Here is an 18139-nt window from a genome sequence, read left to right on the forward strand (position 1 = left end):
TTCAACGTCCGCGGCATCGGCAAGGACGACATCCGCCGCGGTGACGTCTGTGGCCCAGCCGACGAGCCGCCAAGCGTCGCCGAGACGTTCCAGGCGCAGGTCGTCGTCATGCAGCACCCCTCGGTCATCACGGCCGGTTACACGCCGGTCTTCCACGCCCACACGGCACAGGTCGCCTGTACCATCGAATCCATCGACAAGAAGATGGACCCCTCGAGCGGCGAGGTCGCCGAGGAGAACCCCGACTTCATCCAGTCGGGCGACGCTGCTGTGGTCACCATCCGACCGCAAAAGCCCCTCAGCATCGAGCCGTCCAGCGAGATCCCCGAGCTCGGGAGCTTCGCCATCCGCGACATGGGTCAGACCATCGCGGCCGGCAAGGTCCTCGAGGTCCACGANCCGTCCAGCGAGATCCCCGAGCTCGGGAGCTTCGCCATCCGCGACATGGGTCAGACCATCGCGGCCGGCAAGGTCCTCGAGGTCCACGAACGGGAGTAACGCTCACGAGGGCGGGTAGCCGGGCTCCGTCCTCACACCGGCCGTGACGCCGCCGATCGAGGCGCGCGCGGCGTCGGGTGGAGACCGTGCTCGAGGAGGTGTCGATCGTCGGACAGCCACGGATTACCAATTCTTAAGCGCAATCGCTGTCAACGGGCGCGCAATGACAACGCTACGGACGCCGGGTCCGACGCTCGGGGTCGTCGGCGGGGGACAGCTCGGACGGATGCTCGCGGAGGCCGCGTCGCCGCTCGGCGTCGAGGTCGTCGTCCTCGATCCGACGCCGGACTGCCCGGCCGCGCCGGTCGCCCGCGACCAGATCGTCGCCGACTTCGACGACGAGGCGGGGATCCGCGAACTCGCCTCGCGCGCGGACGTTCTTACGTTCGAGATCGAACTCGCCGACCAGGACGTTCTGGAACGCGTCAGCGAGGACTCCGGAACGCCCGTCCACCCGAAGCCGAAGACCTTGCGGACGATCCACGACAAACTCGTCCAGAAGCGCGAACTCGAGGCTGCTGGGATTCCGGTGCCGCCGTTTCGCGAAGTCGAGGATGTCGACGACGTCCGTGAAGCCATCGACGACTACGGCGCGCCCGTCATGCTGAAGGCCAGAACGGGCGGCTACGACGGACGCGGAAACGTCCCCGTCGAGTCCAAGGACGAGGCCGCAGACGCCCTCGAGTCGGTCGCCGGCCCCGCGATGGTCGAGGCGTTCGTCGACTTCGAACGCGAGGTGTCCGTGATGGCCGTCAAGGGCGAAGACGAGGTTGCGACCTTCCCCGTAAGCGAGAACATCCACGTCGACGAGATCCTGCGGGAAACGATCGTTCCCGCGCGCGCGACCGACGCGGCCGCCGAGCGCGCCTCCGACGTGGCCCGGGACGTCCTCGAAGTGATGGAGGGTCGCGGTGTGTACGGTATCGAACTGTTCGAAATGAGCGAGGCGCCACGCGCCTCGGAACACTCGAGCGGACAAAGCCCGCGAGCGGGCGACGGGGAGATACTGCTCAACGAGATCGCGCCGCGTCCCCACAACTCGGGACACTGGACGATCGAAGGGGCGCAGTCCTCGCAGTTCGAACAGCACGTACGGGCGGTGCTCGGCTGGCCGCTCGGCTCGACCGACCTCCGCTCGCCGACGGCGCTTGTGAACCTGCTCGCCGACGTCGAGGAGAACCAGGACGCGAAACTGAGTGACGTCGACCGCGTGCTCGAGACGCCCGGCGCCCACCTCCACTGGTACGGGAAACGCCAGTCGCGCCCGGGTCGAAAGATGGGACACGTGACGGTGAGCGGCGACGCGGACGCCGACGTCGAGGAACTGCTCGAGACCGGCCGGGAACTCGAGGATGTGCTGACGTTCCGCTGACGTCTCGCTGTTGGTCAGAGACGGGTGGCGAGGATCCCACGCTGTCGTTCGAACGATCACCGGCGGCGACCGGTATTCTCAGCATACACTTCGGAAACTATATGACAACTATGGGGCAGAAACTGTTGCATGAGCGGTCGAACCGACGCCGGCGATGAGACGGAGCGAACTCAGGGCCGGTTTCATCCCGAGAACATGGGCCATGTCTTCGGGAAACTGCTCGCGATCTCCATGGCTGTGTTCTGGCTCTCGCTCGTCTCGCTGGTCGTGGTGCTGGTCGCGAGCTCCGAAGAGAACCCGACGCTGACGACGACGAACTTTCCGGTTTACCTGGCCATCGGATCGTGGGTCGGCATCTGGGCGTCGATACTCGGCTACAGCGGGTGGTCGTTCTGGCTCCTTCGGCACATGGAGAAGGCCGACGACCCGGCGGCCTACGAGAGGCGGTTGAAACGCGCGCTCAAATCGCTCGGGATGGGGCTGTTCGTGCTCGTCGGGATCCCGATCGGGATCCTGTTCGGCTGAGTGGCGGCCGGTGCCGCGGACGTTCTCTCGACACAGACCGGCGACCCTCCCGGATCCAGTTCGGCAGTGCCGGCGAACCATACCGTTTCTTTGCGACCGGGGCGCAACGTCCGGCCATGACCGCGAACTCGGTTTCGGAACTGATCGATCGCTTGCGGGCGGAAGCCGAGCAAGACCGTCCGACCGAACAGACCCCCGACGTGGGAATCGTCATGGGCAGCGACTCCGACCTCGAGGTCATGATGACCGGCGGGAAACGCCGCGGCGCCTACGACGCCTTCGTCGACGAACTCGATTTCGCCGAGCAGACCGACTACGAGTCCCCGCCTGCGGAGCGATTTACCTTCGAGACGTACGTCACGTCGGCCCACCGGACGCCCGACTTAATGACCGCTTACGCCGAGACGGCCGAAGCCCGCGGTCTCGAGGTTATCATCGCGGGCGCGGGCGGGAAGTCGGCGGATCTGCCGAACATGACGGCCTCGATCGCGTATCCGCTGCCGGTGATCGGCGTGCCGGTCCAGGAGAAGTCCGTCGACAGCGTCATCGGCATGCCGACCGGCGCGCCGCTCGTGGCGGTCGACGCGGGCAAGTCGTTCAACGCGGCGCTTTCGGCGGCCCAGATCCTCGCGCGCCAACACGACGACGTTCGCGAGCGCCTCGTCGAGTACCACGAGGGGCTTCGAGAAGGCGTCGGCGACGTCTCCCGTCGACTACACGATTCGGGAACGGTCGCGTTCGGCGACGAGTAGGCACCGACGGCGATGGGGTGGGTGGCCCACAGTCCGCTCCGTGGCCGTGACGCAAAATTTACCATTCGTCAAATTACGAACGTACGAGAAGCGAGTAGATACTTTCTCGCCCCGATGCCGTCTGCCGATTTCCACTGTCGAGTAACCTGACGATACCGATTTGTACGCTTATAAAATGAACATATATAGTATAAGGTGATTATTCAGGCGATTTTGGACGTCGGAAGTCGGCGCTGTAGCCCGTCTGCGGCCGGAAAACGAACAATCAACCCTTATATGCGTGCGGTCTGAACTTCCGAACGTTACGGAGATGAACGATTGGATCGCTATCGGGGCGTTGGCGCTCGTGGGGTTGTTGATACCGCTGGGCATGATGCTGGTATCGTACCTCCTGCGGCCGACCGTTCCCGAAACGAGTAAACGTGCCACCTACGAGAGTGGCGAGATCCCGACCGGCGGGACGCGCGTTCGGTTCAACATCCAGTACTATATGGTCGCGCTTCTGTTCCTCGTTTTCGATATCGAGACCGCCTTCCTGTTCCCCTGGGCGGTCGCGTACCTGGATGCGGTCGAATCGGACGCTATCTCGCTGCTCGAGGTCCTCGGACCGATGTTGCTGTTCGTCGCCATCCTGCTAATCGGACTCGCGTGGGCGTGGCGCAACGGCGCAGTACAGTGGGCACAGACACCGCGTCAGGTAGAGGCCGACTCTGATCGATAATGAGTAGCAACAATCCACAGCAGTCAATTCACGACAGCACCGCACCGTCGACGGATACCCGCGACTCGCGGATCGGCGAGGGGCCGGACGATCGGTTCAACTCGAAACTCCGGGAGGCGTTCGGCTCGACGCCGTTCATCCTCACGAAGTTCGACAAGTTCATGAACTGGGTGCGGGGGAACTCGATGTTCATGCTGCAGTTCGGGATCGCCTGCTGTAGCATCGAGATGATGCACACGTACGCGATCAAACACGACCTCGACCGCTTCGGCGCCGGCGTTCCCCGCGCCTCGCCGCGGCAAGCCGACGTGATGATCGTCCCCGGAACGATCGTCTCGAAGTTCGGGCCGCGCATGAAGCGCGTCTACGACCAGATGCCCGAGCCGAAGTTCGTCGTCGGCATGGGCTCGTGTACGATCTCCGGCGGCCCGTTCCAGGAAGGGTACAACGTCGTCAAAGGAGCCGAGGAGATCATCCCCATCGACATTCACGTTCCGGGTTGCCCTCCTCGTCCCGAAGCGCTGGTCTACGGCGTCGCCAAACTGCAAGAGCGCATCCGAAACGGCGAGTCCTCGGCCGTCGTCGTCAAACCCTACGAACTCGAGCAGTTCGGCGATCTCGAGCGGGACGAACTCGTCCAGAAACTCGCCGACGACATCGACGAAGAGGACCTCGTCATGCGCTACAACTGGGCTGATTCGCCATGAGCACGGGACTCGAGCGAGAACGGCCGCCGGTCGAGGTGACCGAGGCGGACCTCGAAGCGGTCATCGGGGATCGTGCGCTTTCGCGAGACGATCACCTGAACGCGCCGGGGTTCGTTATCCGGCCCGACGACGTCCAGGACGTCCTCTCGGATCTGAAAGAGCGGGCGGGCTTCGATCACCTCTCCTGTCTCACGGCCCAGCAGTACGAGGACCGCTACGAGTCGATCTATCACATGAAAAAGTACGCCGATCCCACACAGGAAGTGTCGATCGTCGTGCCGACGCCGACCGACGAGCCGGTCAGCGAGTCCGCGGAACCGGTGTTCCGGACCGCCGACTGGCACGAGCGGGAGGCGTTCGACCTCGTCGGCATCGACTACGAGGGCCATCCTGATCCGCGCCGAATCCTGCTCCCGGAAACCTGGCAGGGACACCCGCTCTCGCACGATTACGATCAGGAGAAGCCACAGCTCGTCACGCTGACCGAACACGCTAATCCAGTACAGCCCGACCACCACGAGGCCGAGTCGGACACGATGTTCCTGAACGTCGGCCCGCACCACCCGGCGACCCACGGCGTGCTCCACATCAAGGCGGTCCTCGACGGGGAGTCGGTCGTCGACGTCGACCCCGACATCGGCTACCTCCACCGCTGCGAGGAGCAGATGTGCCAGCAGGGGACCTACCGTCACCAGATCATGCCCTACCCCGACCGCTGGGACTACGTCTCGGCGGGACTGTTAAACGAGTGGGCCTACGCGCGGGCCGCGGAGGACCTTGCGGATATCGAGGTGCCCGAGTACGCCCAGATCATCCGGACGATGGGCGCCGAGTTCTGCCGGATCGCCTCGCACATGCTCGCGCTGGCGACGTTCGCACTGGACGTCTACGGCGACTTCACCGCCATCTTCCAGTACGGTATGCGCGACCGCGAGGTCGTACAGGACATCTTAGAGGATCTGACGGGCCAGCGACTGATGTTCAACTACTTCCGACTGGGCGGCGTCGCCTGGGATCTGCCCGAACCCCGCGAAGAGTTCTTCGCGAAGTGTCGGAACTTCCTCGACGAACTGCCCGCGAAGGTCGACGAGTACCACGACCTGCTCACCGGCAACGAGATCTTCCAGGTCCGAACGATCGATACGGGCATCCTGGAACCCGACGTCGCCAAGGACTACGGCTGTACGGGTCCCGTCGCCCGCGGATCGGGCATCGACTACGACCTTCGCCGAGACGACCCCTACGGCTACTACCCCGAACTCGACTGGAACGTCGTCACGATGGACGGCTGTGACAACTACGCGCGAGTCCTCACCCGGATGCAGGAGGTCGAGGAGTCCGCGAAGATCATCGAACAGTGTCTCGACCTCCTCGAGGACTGGCCGGAAGACGAACGCGACATTCAGTCCAACGTCCCTCGGACGCTCAAACCGGACGCCGACTCGGAGATCTACCGCGCCGTCGAGGGCGCGAAGGGCGAACTCGGGATCTACATCCGCTCGGACGGGACGGACAAGCCCGCCCGGTTCAAGATCCGCAGTCCGTGTTTCCACAACCTCTCGGCGCTCGGTGAGATGGTCGAAGACGAGTACATCCCCGACCTGATCGCCTCGCTGGGTAGCCTCGACATCGTTCTCGGGGAGGTGGATCGGTAAGTATGGACGGGAGGATCGACGCAGTGGCGCCGGCGCCGCTGCAAAACGACGAGACCGTCTTGCTCCCCGAGCGAATCGGCGAGCTAACCGGGCTCGACGGGTTCGGCGTCGGCGGCGAACTGCTCGCGGCCTTCCTCGCGGCCTTCCTCGTCGGCAACCTGATGCTGGCGATGACCGGCGTCGCCGGCCCGTGGGCGAAACGAAAGATCACCGCCGCGTTCACCGACCGTATCGCGGTCAATCGCCTCGGCCCGGCCGGCCTGTTCATCATCGTCGCCGACGCCGTGCGACTGCTCTCGAAGGAACTGGTCATCCCCGAGAACGCCGACCGACCGGCATACGATCTCGCGCCGATCGTCGTCGCTTCCTCGGCGCTGCTCGGCTTCGCCGTGATTCCGATGGGCAGCGGCATCCACCTGGCGGATCCCGAAGTCGGACTCGCGTTCGTCTTCGCGGTCGCCGGAATCGCCAGCATCGGACTGGTGATGGCCGGCTACGCGTCGTCGAACAAGTACTCGCTGCTCGGCGGTCTGCGGGCGGTCGCACAGAACGTCGCCTACGAGATTCCGCTCGTGATAACGGGGCTGTCGGTCGTCATCTTCGCCGGCTCGCTCCAGATGAGTACGATCGTCGAGGCGCAGGCGGAGACGCTGGTCGACCTCGGCGTCGTCACCATTCCGGCGTGGTACGCGCTGGTCAATCCGTTCGCGTTCGTCCTCTTCCTGCTGGCGAACTTCGCCGAAGTCGGCCGAAACCCGTTCGACACGCCCGAAGCACCGACCGAGATCGTCGCCGGCTACCAGACCGAGTACTCCTCGGTGTACTTCGTGTTGATCTACCTCGGGGAGTTCCTCCACATCTTCCTCGGCGGCGCGATCATCGCGACGATCTTCCTCGGCGGCCCGGCCGGACCCGGACCCGCCGAACTCGGCATCGTCTGGTTCCTCATCAAGATCTGGGCGGTGTTCCTTCTGACCCAGTGGCTCCGCTCTGCGGTGCCACGCGTCAGAATCGACCAGCTGATCGAGATCGGCTGGAAGGGACTGCTCGTCCTCTCCTTTGCTAATCTCATCCTGACCGCAGTGATTGTGGGGCTGATAGCATGATTGGAATACTGAAATCCATGGCCACGACGATGAAACACGCACTGGATGGCTCGACGTTCACCGTCGAGTATCCCGAAACTGCACCCGACGTCTCCCCGCGGTTCAGGGGCGTCCACAAGTTCAGCCAGGAGCGGTGTATCTGGTGTCGCCAGTGCGAGAACGTCTGTCCGAACGATACGATCCAGATCGTGATGGACGACAAGCGAAACGGCGAACAGTACAACCTCCACATCGGACAGTGTATCTACTGTCGACTCTGCGAGGAGGTCTGTCCCGTCGACGCCATCCTGTTGACCCAGAACTTCGAGTTCACGGCGGACACGAAACACGATTTCGTCTACAACAAAGAACAGCTGAAAGCCGTCCCGTGGTACAAGGATATCGACCCGCTCGAGTCGCGCGAACCCGACCGCGGCGCGTGGATCGGCGAAGGTGACGGGGAGGTCGATTACCAGTAACCATGCTGTTCGAAATCGCGTTCGCGCTGTTTGCGTTCGTGACCATCGCCAGCTCGCTGGGCGTGGTCCTCTTGCGGGACCCCTGGCACGCGGCGCTGATGCTCGGCGTCGCGCTGATGAGCATCGCGGTGCACTTCGTGATGCTCGCCGCCGAGTTCATCGCCGTGATGCAGGTCCTCGTCTACGTCGGCGGGGTCCTCATCCTCATCACGTTCGCCGTGATGCTCACCCAGCGTGAAGAGGACGCCTCCGAGGAGGTGGTCCAGTCGTGACGAACGGACCGAAGCTCCGGACCGGGAAAACGCTCGTTCCCGGACTGCTCGCGGTCGCGCTGTTCGGGTTGATGGCGCTGATCGTCCTCAACACCACGTTCCAACCGCTTTCCGACGGCGGCTTCGAGGCCGACTCGATCACCGCCGCGATCGGCTACGCGATGTTTAACCTCGAGCCGCTCCAGGAGGAAGCGGGCGTGACCGGCACCGAGCCGTTCCTCGCGGCCGTGTTGTTGATCGCCGTCGCACTCGACGCGGCGCTCGACGCCTCGCTCGTGCTCGCAAAGCGCGAAGAACAGGGCGAGCCGGTCGCCGCGCTCTCGAGTACGACCCCCGACCAGACCGGCCCCGGTGCCGGTCCGGCGCCCGACTCGAGCGGCTTCGGGCGCTCGGAGCCGACGGCGACCGACGGCGGCGCGGAGTCGAGTTCGAGTTCGAGTTCGAGTTCGAGTTCGAGTTCGGGTTCGTCCGCGGCCGACGCCGACTCGGAGTCCGCGGGAGGTGAGAGCCGATGATCGGGGTCGAGTACTACGTGTTGCTGTCGATGGCCGTCTTCTGTATCGGCCTCGTCGGCGTGCTGACGCGTCGCAACGCACTGACGTTCCTGATGTCCGTCGAGCTGATGCTGAACGCGGCCAACATCAATCTGATCGCGTTCGCGTTCTACCACGGCAACCTCACGGGGCAGGTGTTCGCCCTGTTTACGATGGCGCTCGCCGCCGCCGAGGTCGCCGTTGGACTCGGGATCATCCTGGTGCTGTATCGAAACTTCCGTGACGTCGACGTCACGGTTCCGACGACGATGAGGTGGTAAGATGGAAGGGGCATTCTCCTACGCGCCGGCGATAGCGGCGTTCCCCCTCGTGGCCTTCGTAGTCGCGCTCGTCTTCGGCAAGTGGATGCCGAAGAAGGGTGCGATCGCTGGCATCGCAGCGACAGGCGCCTCCCTGGTGTTCTCGCTGTGGATGCTCGCGGCGGTCGCGAGCGGCGAAACGTATCACGAGACGCTTTACGAGTGGACGGCCGGCGAGGCCGCAAGCGAGATCGGCGCCGACACGATCGGATTCTCGTTCGGCATCCTGATCGATCCGCTCGCGGCGCTCATGCTGGTCATCGTCTCGCTCGTGGCGTTTCTCGTCCACGTCTTCAGCCTCGGCTACATGAACGCCGAGGGCGAGACCGGCCTCCCGCGGTACTACGCCGGGCTCGGTCTCTTTACGTTCAGCATGCTCTCGTTCGTCTACGCGGACAACCTGCTGATGGCGTTCATGTTCTTCGAACTGGTCGGGCTGTGTTCGTTCCTGCTGATCGGCTTCTGGTTCCGCACCCGATCGGCGCCCTCGGCCGCGAAGAAGGCGTTCCTGGTCACCCGCTTCGGTGACTACTTCTTCCTGCTCGGGGTCGTCGCCATCGCGGCGACGTTCGGAACCCTCCAGTTCGCCGGCGACGAGTCGTTCGTCGCGGCGGCGGAGGCCGCTATCGACGACGGCGGCCAACTGTTCGGCTTCGACGCGGAAACCTGGGTCACGATCACCGGGCTGCTCGTGCTGGGCGGCGTCATCGGGAAGTCCGCCCAGTTCCCGCTGCACACGTGGCTGCCCGACGCGATGGAAGGTCCCACGACGGTTTCGGCGCTGATCCACGCGGCGACGATGGTCGCGGCCGGCGTCTACCTCGTCGCGCGGATGTTCGGTTACTACGCGCTGTCTCCGACGACGCTTGCGATCATCGCCTTTATCGGCGGCTTCACCGCACTGTTCGCCGCGACGATGGGCGTCGTCAAAGACGACGTCAAGCAGGTGCTCGCGTACTCGACGATCAGCCAGTACGGCTACATGATGCTGGGACTCGGCGTCGGCGGCTACGTCGCCGGAGTCTTCCACCTCATGAACCACGCCTTCTTCAAGGCGCTGCTGTTCCTCGGGGCCGGCGCCGTCATCGTCCTCATGCACCACGAACAGAACATGTGGAAGATGGGCGGACTCAAAGACAAGGCGCCCGTCACCTACTACACGTTCCTGGCGGGTGCGCTCGCGCTCGCGGGCATCATTCCGTTCTCGGGCTTCTGGTCGAAAGACGAGATCCTCTACGACGCCCTGATCGTCGGACTCGAGGAGCCGCTGATTATGGCGGCCTACGCGATGGGGCTACTCGCCGTCTTCTTCACCGGCTTCTACACCTTCCGGATGGTCTTCCTGACCTTCCACGGCGAGCCTCGCTCCGAGGCCGCCGAGGACCCGCATCCGGTCGGCTGGTCGATCAAGCTCCCGCTGATCGTCCTGGGGATCCTCGCGGTCGTCGCCGGGATCGCCAACCTCGCGCCCGTGGCCAAGCTCGCGAACGTCGATATCACGTTCCTGGAACACTGGCTCGACGGCGAGTACGGCGGGATCGATGAAGTGACCTACAGCGCCTACAGCGAACTGCTCGCCTACGAAACGGGCGTCATCAGCTCCGAGCAGGTGACCGTCCTGATCGCGGCGGGACTCTCCTTGCTGCTTGCCTTCTCGGGTGCCGGACTGGCCTGGAAGCTCTACAGCGATCCCGAACCGACCGCACACAAGGAGCGACTGGGCTCCGCCGGGACGGTCGTCGAGGACAACTACTACCAGGACGAGTATCAGGTCTGGCTCGCGGAAGGAGTCACGCTCCCGCTCGCGCGGGTCGCCGACCGCTTCGACCAGACCGTCATCGACGGCACCGTCAACGGCGTATCGACCGCCAGCCTGTTCGGCAGCAGCTGGGTGAAACGCATCCAGACCGGCATCGTGACGAACTACGCGGCGCTACTCATCGCCGGGTTCATCGCCTTACTGCTCGGTCTCGGCGTCTACGGAGGGTGGTTCTGAATGATGATCGAAGCGCTCATTGCGGTCGCGCTGATCGGCGCGCTCGTCACGTTCGTCGCGCCGAATCGCGTCGCGGGGAAGCTGGCCTTTGCGATCAGCCTCGTTCCCGCGGCGATCAGCCTCTGGTTGTTCGCGACCTTCGACGGTAGTGGTAACGCCTTACTCGAGGGCACGCTCGCCTTCGAGTCACAGTACGAGTGGATTCAACTCGGCGAGTACTCGATCTCGTGGTTCGTCGGTCTCGACGGTATCAGCCTGCCGCTCGTGGTGCTGACGACCGTCCTCACGTCGCTGGCGATCATGAGCTCGTGGACGCCGATCGACGAGCGCGAGTCCCAGTTCTACGGGCTCGTGCTCTTCATCGAGGCGAACTTGATCGGCGTCTTCGTGGCGCTCGATTTCTTCCTCTGGTTCATCTTCTGGGAGGCCGTCCTCATCCCGATGTACCTGCTGATCGGCGTCTGGGGCGGTCCGCGCCGGAAGTACGCGGCGATCAAGTTCTTCGTCTACACGAACGTCGCCTCCCTGCTGATGTTCGGTGCGTTCATCGCGCTCGTCTTCGGCCTCGGCGACGCCGTCACGAGCTTTGCGCTCCCCGAGGTGGCCGACGCCATGGTCAACGGCGAGGGCATCCAGCAGACGCTATTCGGCCTCGAGCCGACGACGCTCGCGTCGCTCGTCTTCGTCGCGATGTTTATCGGGTTCGCCGTGAAGGTCCCGGTGGTGCCGTTCCACACGTGGCTGCCGGACGCCCACGTCGAGGCGCCGACGCCGGCGTCGGTGCTGCTGGCCGGCGTCCTGCTGAAGATGGGGACCTACGCCCTGCTCCGGTTCAACTTCACGATGTTCCCGGAGCAGGTCGAGACCTACGCGATCCCGATCGCGGCAATCGCCGTCATCAGCGTCATCTACGGCGCGATGCTGGCGCTCGCTCAGACGGACTTGAAGCGAATCGTCGCCTACTCCTCGGTGTCGTCGATGGGCTACGTCATCCTCGGCCTGATCGCCTACACCCAGTTCGGGGTCGGCGGCGCGACGTTCCAGATGGTCTCTCACGGCCTCATCTCGGGGCTGATGTTCATGGCCGTCGGCGTCATCTACAACGCCACTCACACCCGACTCGTCACCGACATGTCGGGGATGGCCGATCGGATGCCCGTCGCGGTGGGCATCCTCATCGCCGGCGCATTCGGCTACATGGGGCTGCCCCTGATGAGCGGATTCGCCGCCGAGTACTTCATCTTCTTCGGCGCGTTCGGCGCCGACTTCGACTACGCCCCGATCTTCACGGGGCTGGCGATGTTCGGCATCGTCCTCGTGGCCGGCTACCTGCTGTTTGCGCTCCAGCGAGCCGTCTTCGGACCGTACAGCCTCGAAACCGACTACGAGGTGAGCCGCGCCCCGCTACACGACCTCGCGCCGATGTTCGTCCTGCTGGGACTGATCATCGCGCTGGGCGTGGCTCCCGACCTGATCTTCGACATGATAACCGACGCAGTCGATCCGATCCTCGAGGGAGGTGATAGCTAATGGCGATCTACGAACTCCCGGAGTGGACGGCCCTCGGGCCGGCGCTGATCCTCGCCGTGACGGCGCTGGCGCTGTTCGCGTTCGACAGCATCTCGCCGCGGTCGACGAACCGGCAGCTACTCGCCGGCACCGCAGTCGCCGGCTCGCTGACCTCCCTCGGCGTCGCCGTCTGGTTCACCGTCGCCGGCGTCGGCACGCCGACGGCCGACGGCGGTAACGGCGTCATCGACCCGACCCACGGCTTCGTCGTCGACCAGCTGGCGCTGTACTTCATGATCATCGTCGCCGTCGTGACGGCGCTGATCGTCGTCGCCAGCTACGACTACCTGGTCGACCACGCCTATCAGGCCGAGTACTACTCACTGGTCATCCTCGCGGCGACCGGCATGTCGCTGATGGCGGCCGCCGACAGCCTCGTGACGATTCTCATCGCGCTCGAGCTGGCGAGCCTGCCGTCCTATGCCCTCGTCGCCATCCTGAAGGACAACCGCGGGAGCGTCGAGGCCGGGCTGAAGTACTTCCTGATCGGCTCGCTCTCGTCGGCGATCTTCATCTACGGGATCTCGCTGGTCTACGGCGCGACGGGTCATCTCGAGCTCGCGGCGATCGCGGAGGTCGTCTCCGGCGAGACCGAAGCGGGATCGGGCCACGACATCACCGAGATGGGCGGCCTGCTCGGGCTCGGCATCCTGATGTTGATCGGCGGCTTCGCGTTCAAGACCGCGAGCGTCCCGTTCCACTTCTGGGCGCCCGAAGCCTACGAGGGCGCGCCCGCACCGATCAGCGCGTTCCTCTCGTCGGCCTCGAAAGCCGCCGGCTTCGTCGTCCTCTTCCGGGTCTTCACGGAGGCGTTCCCGCTCGGTGAGATCGGCGCCGTTATCGGCTTCGACTGGACGGTCGCGTTCATCGTGCTCGCGATCGTCACCATGACACTCGGGAACTTCGCGGCCGCGACCCAGGACAGCGTCAAGCGGATGCTCGCCTACTCGTCGATCGGCCACGCCGGCTACGCCCTGATCGGGCTGGCCGGTCTGACCGCCGACGGCGGTGAACTCGTCATGGGCGCGGCGATGATGCACCTGCTCGTCTACGGCTTCATGAACACCGGCGCATTCCTGTTCGTCGCACTGGCCGAACACTGGGGCGTCGGGCGCACCTTCGAGGACTACAACGGCCTCGCGGCGCAGGCGCCGGTCGCCTGTGCGGCCATGGCCGTCTTCATGTTCAGCCTCGCGGGCATCCCGCCGTTCGGCGGCTTCTTCAGCAAGTACTTCCTGTTCGTCGGCGCCCTCGAGGCCGCGACGGCGAGCACGGCGATGCTCGTCGTCGCCGCCGTGCTGGTCATCAACAGCGCGCTCTCGCTGTACTACTACTCGCGGCTGGTCAAGGCGATCTGGATCGAGGACCCGCCGGCGACGCGGGACCGACTCGCCCAGCCGACCGGGCTCTACGCGGCGATCATCGTCGCCGCCGTGATGACGATCGTCATCCTGCCCGGCTTCGGCCCGGTCGTCGACGCCGCGCTCGACGCGGCCGGTGCAGTCGTCGGCTGATCGCCGACGCCGAGATCGTCGCAACCCGGACCCGGTAGTTTTTCCCCCGCGCGGTTACAACACGCGGTAGATGGTTTTCCGCCTCGTGCTCGGGTGTGGAACGGTCGGCCGCCAGGTGGTCGAACAGCTTCCCGAGCGCGACGGCAGCGACGCCGACCGGCTGCTCGTCATCACCGACGACGAGAGCGTCGTCGAAGCGCTGCGCGACGAGAGCTGTCCCGCCCGCTGTGCCGATCCGACCGACCCGTCGGTCATCGCGAACCTCGAGCCACCGGACGTGGTCTTCGTCGCCAGCGACCGCACCGATGTCAACCGCGGTGCCCTCGAGATCGCCCGCGATCAGTTTCCGAGGGCGTCGATCGCCGCGTACCTCGGCGGAAACGCGATTGCAGCCAACCGCGAGCGGTTCGACGCGCTCGCCGACCACGTCGTCGACGCCCGCGAGGCGATGGTCGGCCACGTCCTCGACGGTGCCGTGAGTCCGTCCGCCGGCGCCGCGATCGGGCTGCGAAGTCAGCTGTCGACGATCGACGGCCGACTGGCGGTCGTCATGCACGACAACCCCGATCCCGACGCGATCGCCAGCGCCGTCGCGCTGGTCGATATCGCCGCAGAGCTCGGACTCGAGGCCGACGCCTGCTACTTCGGCGAGATTTCCCACCAGGAGAACCGGGCGATGGTCAACTTGCTCGACCTCGAGTTGCGAAACCTCTCCCCGGAGGAGCCACTCGAGGAGTATGCCGGCTTCGCGCTGGTCGACCACTCGCGGCCCGGCGTCAACGACCAGTTGCCCGAAGATCTGACGGTCGACGTCGTCATCGACCACCACCCGCCCCGCGGGCCCGTCCCCGGCGAGTTCGTCGACCTCCGCCAGCAAGCTGGCGCGACCAGTACCGTCCTGACGGAGTATCTGGACCGATTCAGCCTCGAGCCCAGACGATCGACGGCGACGGCGCTGCTGTACGGCATCCGAATCGACACGAACGACTTCACGCGAGAGGTCTCGGCGGCCGATTTCAACGCCGCCTCGTTGCTCTGGCCACACGTCGACACGTCGATCTTAGATCAGATCGAGCAGCCGACCGTCGAGGGAGAGACGCTCGATACGATCGCTCGAGCGATCAAGAACCGCATCCAGCGCGACTCGGTCGCCGTCGCGAGCGTCGGGCGGATCACCGACCGCGACGCCCTTCCGCAGGCGGCCGACCAGTTGCTTACGATGGATGGCATCGAGACGTCGCTCGTGTTCGGCTTTCGCGACGAGATGGCCTACCTCTCGGCGCGGTCGCGAGCCGGCGACGTCGACCTCGGCGAAGCGGTTCGGGACGCCTTCGACAGGATCGGGAGCGCCGGCGGCCACACCGACATGGCCGGCGCCCAACTCGAGGTCGGCATCCTCGGGACGACCGACGACGACGACGAGGTCGAGTCGATCGTTAGCGTCGTCGAGGAGGTCATCACGAACCGGTTCTTCGAGGCGGTCGACAGCGGACCGGGCGTCCCCGTCGGCGCCTACAGCCAGACCAGCGAGCGGCTGTTCTCCGTCGGCGACGAGCGCGCGGACGAGCGGACCGCAGGCGACGGCGTCGCCGAAGACGATCGGGCAAGGGGAAGCGGCGAGTCGGCGTAGGCTCGAGAGCGATCCCGTCGGCCGACAGCCCGCCGGTCTCGACGGGAAGACAGTCTTTTGCACGCGGACGCCGTTGTGTCGGCTATGGAGGTCGCGTCGGAGCGAAGCAAACCCCAGGTCAAGGAGTACATGACGCGTGACGTGGCGACGGTCGCGCCCGACGAATCCGTCGGCGACGTCGCCGCGCGAATCGCCGAGAGCGACGAGCACAGCGGATTTCCCGTCTGTGAACGCCGACGCGTCGAGGGGTTCGTCAGCGCGCGCGACCTGTTGCTGGCCGACGACGGCGAGCCGATTTTCAAGGTGATGACGACGGACCTGCTGGTCGCCCATCCGGATATGAAGGTGACCGACGCCGCCCGCGTCATCCTTCGGTCGGGTATCCAGAAACTCCCCGTCGTCGACGACGCCGGAAACCTCGTCGGCATCATCTCTAACGCCGACGTCATCCGCAGCCAGATCGAGCGAGCGACCCCCGAGAAGGTGGGGAAACTCATGCGAACCCTCGAGGAGATTCACGAGATAACGCTCCAGCAAGAGCGGCGAACGATCTCGCTCGAGGAGCTCACGCCGACGCAGGGTCGCGTGTACGCCGACGAACTCGAGGGCCGACGGTACGAACTCGAACACGGGCTGGCCGAACCGCTGGTGGTCATCGACAACGACGGAACGCTGTTGCTGGCCGACGGCCACCACCGCGTACTGGCGGCCGACCGGCTCGGAATCGACGGCATGGACGCCTACGTCATCGTCATCGACCACGAGATCGATCTGGGCATGGCCCGAACCGCGGAGAAGGAAGGACTCGAGCGCATCGGCGACATCGAGGTCGTCGACTACGCGCGCCATCCGCTCGTCCAGACGACGAAGCGTCTGCAGTCCGATTGAGGAGTGAGCATCAGCCGACCCCGTCGGCGGCGACCCGCGCTGTGTCGCCGCTACTGTACGTGTGTCACCGGCACGTCGCTTCGCCGAGCGACCAGTTCAGAGACGTCGCGAAGCCGCGGCCGCGTCGCTGTCTCCTGGTGGTCGGTGACGACGATGCGATCGGCACCGCACTCGACGGCGTAGTCGACGATCTCTTCGACGGCGTCGCCCGATCGAACGGCAGTATCGATCTCTCGTTCGTATTCGCCGGCGAGTTCGACCGCCCGCTCGAAGACGCACTCGGCCCACTCGCGCTGTGCTCGCGTTAACGAGTTCGGGTCCAGGATAGTCTCGTCGGCGACCTCGGTGGCGCCATCGGGAACCATGTAGTCTTCCGGCTCCGGCGTTCCGAAGAGATCGAACGGGTCGCTCGTCCCGGTCACGTGAATCACGGTAATCGCCGCGTCGGAAAACTCCTCGAGGGCGAACTCGAGGGCACGCGCCGAGCGCTCCGCTCGCCCCATCGCGACCAGCACGTGGGTACCCATACGCACTACTCGATCGGCGACGGGAAAACGATACCCCAGGAATATGACCACCGTTCTTTGTCGATTCGACCGCGAGTTCACGAGCGTCGCTCATCAATCGCACTCGCTCGTCTCCCACCGTTCGTACCCACTGTGTTTTGGAGACGGCTTCAACACGATGCGTGGTCACGTATTGAGTATGATGCAACACGCGACTCCCGACGCTCCAGACGCGGGCGGGGAACGAAAGACCGCCGTGCAGTGTGACGCGTGCCAGTCGATTTTCACGGCGGAGATCGACGGCGACGGCGCCGTGTTCCTGATCGGAATGGGTGATCAGTGTAACTGCGGCGGAACGGAGTTCCATCGGTTCGCGTAGTGGCCGGTTCTACCGGCGGCGACGAGACTGAGCTGATCCGTTCGTTCACGACTTCTTTCGTGAATAGCTATGTGTCGCGTCGTGGTCGGTCACCGACGAATGACGTCGCGACGCCAAACGACCGGAGACGTGAACCGACGACCGGTACTCACCGGCGCCCTCGCGAGCGCGAGTGCACTGGCACTCGCGGGCTGTCTCGACGCAACCGACGATAGCAGCGACTCGAGCGCCAACGGTTCGAACGCCGACGCGGACGGAGACGAGACTGAGGCCGAGGCCGACGACGAGGGCACGAACGGGAACTCGAGTAGCGACGACGACGAGACCGCCGACGAACTCCACGCGGAGTACGAAACGACCGACGTTCGCGTGCGGGGGGCGGACGGCGAGGAACTGGGCGAGGTCACCGCCGCGATCGCCGACACGCGGGCCCGACAGCAACTCGGACTGAGCGACACCGAGTCCCTCCCCGCAGATCGCGGGATGCTGTTCGTCTACGAGGACGTCGCCGACCGTCGGTTCGCGATGCCGGAGATGTCGTTCGGGATCGATATCGTCTTCGCCGACGAGGAGGGCGTCATCACGAGCATCGCCAACGCACCCGAACCCGGACCCGACGAAGACGGTTCCGAACAGACCTACGAAGGGCGGGGACAGTACGTCCTCGAGGTCGTCTACGAGTGGACCGACGAGCGCGGCGTCGCGGAGGGCGACGTCCTCGAGTTCGACCTGTAAGGG

The 18139-nt window shown here is 65.0% G+C and carries 19 protein-coding genes and 1 pseudogene; 19 read left to right on the top strand and 1 reads right to left on the bottom strand.

Features of this window, described 5'->3' with window-relative positions:
• The 17 genes and pseudogenes from C493_RS03805 to C493_RS03885 form a co-directional block, all read left to right on the top strand.
• Positions 1–396 (top strand): annotated as a pseudogene (locus C493_RS03805) (elongation factor 1-alpha C-terminal domain-related protein); the annotation flags it as partial.
• A 265-nt stretch (positions 397–661) separates the two neighbouring features.
• The gene (locus C493_RS03810) at positions 662–1870 is read left to right on the top strand and encodes a 5-(carboxyamino)imidazole ribonucleotide synthase (protein WP_007258085.1); all 1209 of its coding nucleotides are present in this window, start codon (positions 662–664) and stop codon (positions 1868–1870) included.
• Positions 1871–1999: 129 nt separating this feature from the next.
• A complete protein-coding gene (locus tag C493_RS03815; RefSeq protein WP_007258086.1) occupies positions 2000–2395 on the top strand; it encodes a hypothetical protein in 396 nt (131 codons plus the stop codon).
• Positions 2396–2511: 116 nt separating this feature from the next.
• The gene (locus C493_RS03820; protein WP_007258087.1) at positions 2512–3147 is read left to right on the top strand and encodes an AIR carboxylase family protein; all 636 of its coding nucleotides are present in this window, start codon (positions 2512–2514) and stop codon (positions 3145–3147) included.
• Between the two features lie 310 nt (positions 3148–3457).
• Positions 3458–3868: an NADH-quinone oxidoreductase subunit A gene (locus C493_RS03825; protein WP_007258088.1), complete on the top strand. Its 411-nt coding sequence runs from the start codon at positions 3458–3460 to the stop codon at positions 3866–3868.
• Positions 3868–4575: an NADH-quinone oxidoreductase subunit B gene (locus tag C493_RS03830; RefSeq protein WP_007258089.1), complete on the top strand. Its 708-nt coding sequence runs from the start codon at positions 3868–3870 to the stop codon at positions 4573–4575. Before C493_RS03825 ends, C493_RS03830 begins: the two co-directional genes overlap by 1 nt.
• Positions 4572–6230 carry an NADH-quinone oxidoreductase subunit D gene (locus C493_RS03835; protein WP_007258090.1) on the top strand — a complete coding sequence of 553 codons (1659 nt, stop codon included), beginning with the start codon at positions 4572–4574 and terminating at the stop codon, positions 6228–6230. Before C493_RS03830 ends, C493_RS03835 begins: the two co-directional genes overlap by 4 nt.
• A 2-nt stretch (positions 6231–6232) precedes the next feature.
• Positions 6233–7336 carry a complex I subunit 1/NuoH family protein gene (locus C493_RS03840; RefSeq protein ID WP_049889112.1) on the top strand — a complete coding sequence of 368 codons (1104 nt, stop codon included), beginning with the start codon at positions 6233–6235 and terminating at the stop codon, positions 7334–7336.
• Positions 7333–7794: a NuoI/complex I 23 kDa subunit family protein gene (locus C493_RS03845; protein WP_007258092.1), complete on the top strand. Its 462-nt coding sequence runs from the start codon at positions 7333–7335 to the stop codon at positions 7792–7794. Before C493_RS03840 ends, C493_RS03845 begins: the two co-directional genes overlap by 4 nt.
• 2 nt (positions 7795–7796) lie before the next feature.
• Positions 7797–8066: an NADH-quinone oxidoreductase subunit J gene (locus C493_RS03850; protein ID WP_007258093.1), complete on the top strand. Its 270-nt coding sequence runs from the start codon at positions 7797–7799 to the stop codon at positions 8064–8066.
• Positions 8063–8581 (top strand): hypothetical protein, encoded by a 519-nt coding sequence (locus C493_RS03855; protein WP_007258094.1) that lies wholly within the window; start codon positions 8063–8065, stop codon positions 8579–8581. The genes C493_RS03850 and C493_RS03855 overlap by 4 nt, the downstream gene beginning before the upstream one ends.
• Positions 8578–8880 carry an NADH-quinone oxidoreductase subunit NuoK gene (nuoK, locus tag C493_RS03860; RefSeq protein ID WP_007258095.1) on the top strand — a complete coding sequence of 101 codons (303 nt, stop codon included), beginning with the start codon at positions 8578–8580 and terminating at the stop codon, positions 8878–8880. The genes C493_RS03855 and nuoK overlap by 4 nt, the downstream gene beginning before the upstream one ends.
• A 1-nt stretch (position 8881) precedes the next feature.
• Positions 8882–10915 (top strand): NADH-quinone oxidoreductase subunit L, encoded by a 2034-nt coding sequence (gene nuoL / locus C493_RS03865; protein ID WP_007258096.1) that lies wholly within the window; start codon positions 8882–8884, stop codon positions 10913–10915.
• Positions 10916–12445, top strand: coding sequence for a complex I subunit 4 family protein (locus C493_RS03870; RefSeq protein WP_007258097.1), 1530 nt, complete (start codon positions 10916–10918; stop codon positions 12443–12445).
• A complete protein-coding gene (locus C493_RS03875) occupies positions 12445–13998 on the top strand; it encodes an NADH-quinone oxidoreductase subunit N (protein WP_007258098.1) in 1554 nt (517 codons plus the stop codon). Before C493_RS03870 ends, C493_RS03875 begins: the two co-directional genes overlap by 1 nt.
• A gap of 70 nt (positions 13999–14068) precedes the next feature.
• Positions 14069–15628 carry a DHH family phosphoesterase gene (locus C493_RS03880; protein ID WP_007258099.1) on the top strand — a complete coding sequence of 520 codons (1560 nt, stop codon included), beginning with the start codon at positions 14069–14071 and terminating at the stop codon, positions 15626–15628.
• A gap of 84 nt (positions 15629–15712) precedes the next feature.
• Positions 15713–16516 carry a CBS domain-containing protein gene (locus tag C493_RS03885; protein WP_007258100.1) on the top strand — a complete coding sequence of 268 codons (804 nt, stop codon included), beginning with the start codon at positions 15713–15715 and terminating at the stop codon, positions 16514–16516.
• A 50-nt stretch (positions 16517–16566) separates the two neighbouring features.
• On the opposite strand, the gene C493_RS03890 is transcribed toward C493_RS03885, so the two are convergent.
• Entirely contained in the window at positions 16567–17043 is a 477-nt protein-coding gene (locus C493_RS03890) for a universal stress protein (protein ID WP_007258101.1), read from the bottom strand.
• 178 nt (positions 17044–17221) lie between these two features.
• Here C493_RS03890 and C493_RS23210 point away from each other — a divergent pair, with 178 nt between their 5' ends.
• Together C493_RS23210 and C493_RS03900 are read left to right on the top strand one after the other, a co-directional pair.
• Positions 17222–17401, top strand: a complete 180-nt coding sequence (locus C493_RS23210) for a hypothetical protein (protein ID WP_162471453.1) — start codon at positions 17222–17224, stop codon at positions 17399–17401.
• Between the two features lie 99 nt (positions 17402–17500).
• Positions 17501–18136, top strand: coding sequence for a DUF192 domain-containing protein (locus tag C493_RS03900; protein WP_049889121.1), 636 nt, complete (start codon positions 17501–17503; stop codon positions 18134–18136).
• The last annotated feature ends 3 nt before the right edge of the window (positions 18137–18139 follow it).

The organism is Natronolimnohabitans innermongolicus JCM 12255 (assembly GCF_000337215.1).
Taxonomy (GTDB): domain Archaea; phylum Halobacteriota; class Halobacteria; order Halobacteriales; family Natrialbaceae; genus Natronolimnohabitans; species Natronolimnohabitans innermongolicus.

Bases quoted from the DNA above. Each gene is read 5' to 3' on its own strand.
- C493_RS03810 (WP_007258085.1), top strand. From the start codon at position 662: ATGACAACGCTACGGACGCCGGGTCCGACGCTCGGGGTCGTCGGCGGG.
- nuoK (WP_007258095.1), top strand. From the start codon at position 8,578: ATGATCGGGGTCGAGTACTACGTGTTGCTGTCGATGGCCGTCTTCTGT.
- C493_RS03850 (WP_007258093.1), top strand. From the start codon at position 7,797: ATGCTGTTCGAAATCGCGTTCGCGCTGTTTGCGTTCGTGACCATCGCC.
- C493_RS03880 (WP_007258099.1), top strand. From the start codon at position 14,069: ATGGTTTTCCGCCTCGTGCTCGGGTGTGGAACGGTCGGCCGCCAGGTG.
- C493_RS03830 (WP_007258089.1), top strand. From the start codon at position 3,868: ATGAGTAGCAACAATCCACAGCAGTCAATTCACGACAGCACCGCACCG.
- nuoL (WP_007258096.1), top strand. From the start codon at position 8,882: ATGGAAGGGGCATTCTCCTACGCGCCGGCGATAGCGGCGTTCCCCCTC.
- C493_RS03825 (WP_007258088.1), top strand. From the start codon at position 3,458: ATGAACGATTGGATCGCTATCGGGGCGTTGGCGCTCGTGGGGTTGTTG.
- C493_RS03840 (WP_049889112.1), top strand. From the start codon at position 6,233: ATGGACGGGAGGATCGACGCAGTGGCGCCGGCGCCGCTGCAAAACGAC.
- C493_RS03885 (WP_007258100.1), top strand. From the start codon at position 15,713: ATGGAGGTCGCGTCGGAGCGAAGCAAACCCCAGGTCAAGGAGTACATG.
- C493_RS03900 (WP_049889121.1), top strand. From the start codon at position 17,501: ATGACGTCGCGACGCCAAACGACCGGAGACGTGAACCGACGACCGGTA.
- C493_RS03845 (WP_007258092.1), top strand. From the start codon at position 7,333: ATGATTGGAATACTGAAATCCATGGCCACGACGATGAAACACGCACTG.
- C493_RS03870 (WP_007258097.1), top strand. From the start codon at position 10,916: ATGATGATCGAAGCGCTCATTGCGGTCGCGCTGATCGGCGCGCTCGTC.
- C493_RS03820 (WP_007258087.1), top strand. From the start codon at position 2,512: ATGACCGCGAACTCGGTTTCGGAACTGATCGATCGCTTGCGGGCGGAA.
- C493_RS03835 (WP_007258090.1), top strand. From the start codon at position 4,572: ATGAGCACGGGACTCGAGCGAGAACGGCCGCCGGTCGAGGTGACCGAG.
- C493_RS03875 (WP_007258098.1), top strand. From the start codon at position 12,445: ATGGCGATCTACGAACTCCCGGAGTGGACGGCCCTCGGGCCGGCGCTG.
- C493_RS03890 (WP_007258101.1), bottom strand. From the start codon at position 17,043: ATGGGTACCCACGTGCTGGTCGCGATGGGGCGAGCGGAGCGCTCGGCG.
- C493_RS23210 (WP_162471453.1), top strand. From the start codon at position 17,222: ATGATGCAACACGCGACTCCCGACGCTCCAGACGCGGGCGGGGAACGA.
- C493_RS03815 (WP_007258086.1), top strand. From the start codon at position 2,000: ATGAGCGGTCGAACCGACGCCGGCGATGAGACGGAGCGAACTCAGGGC.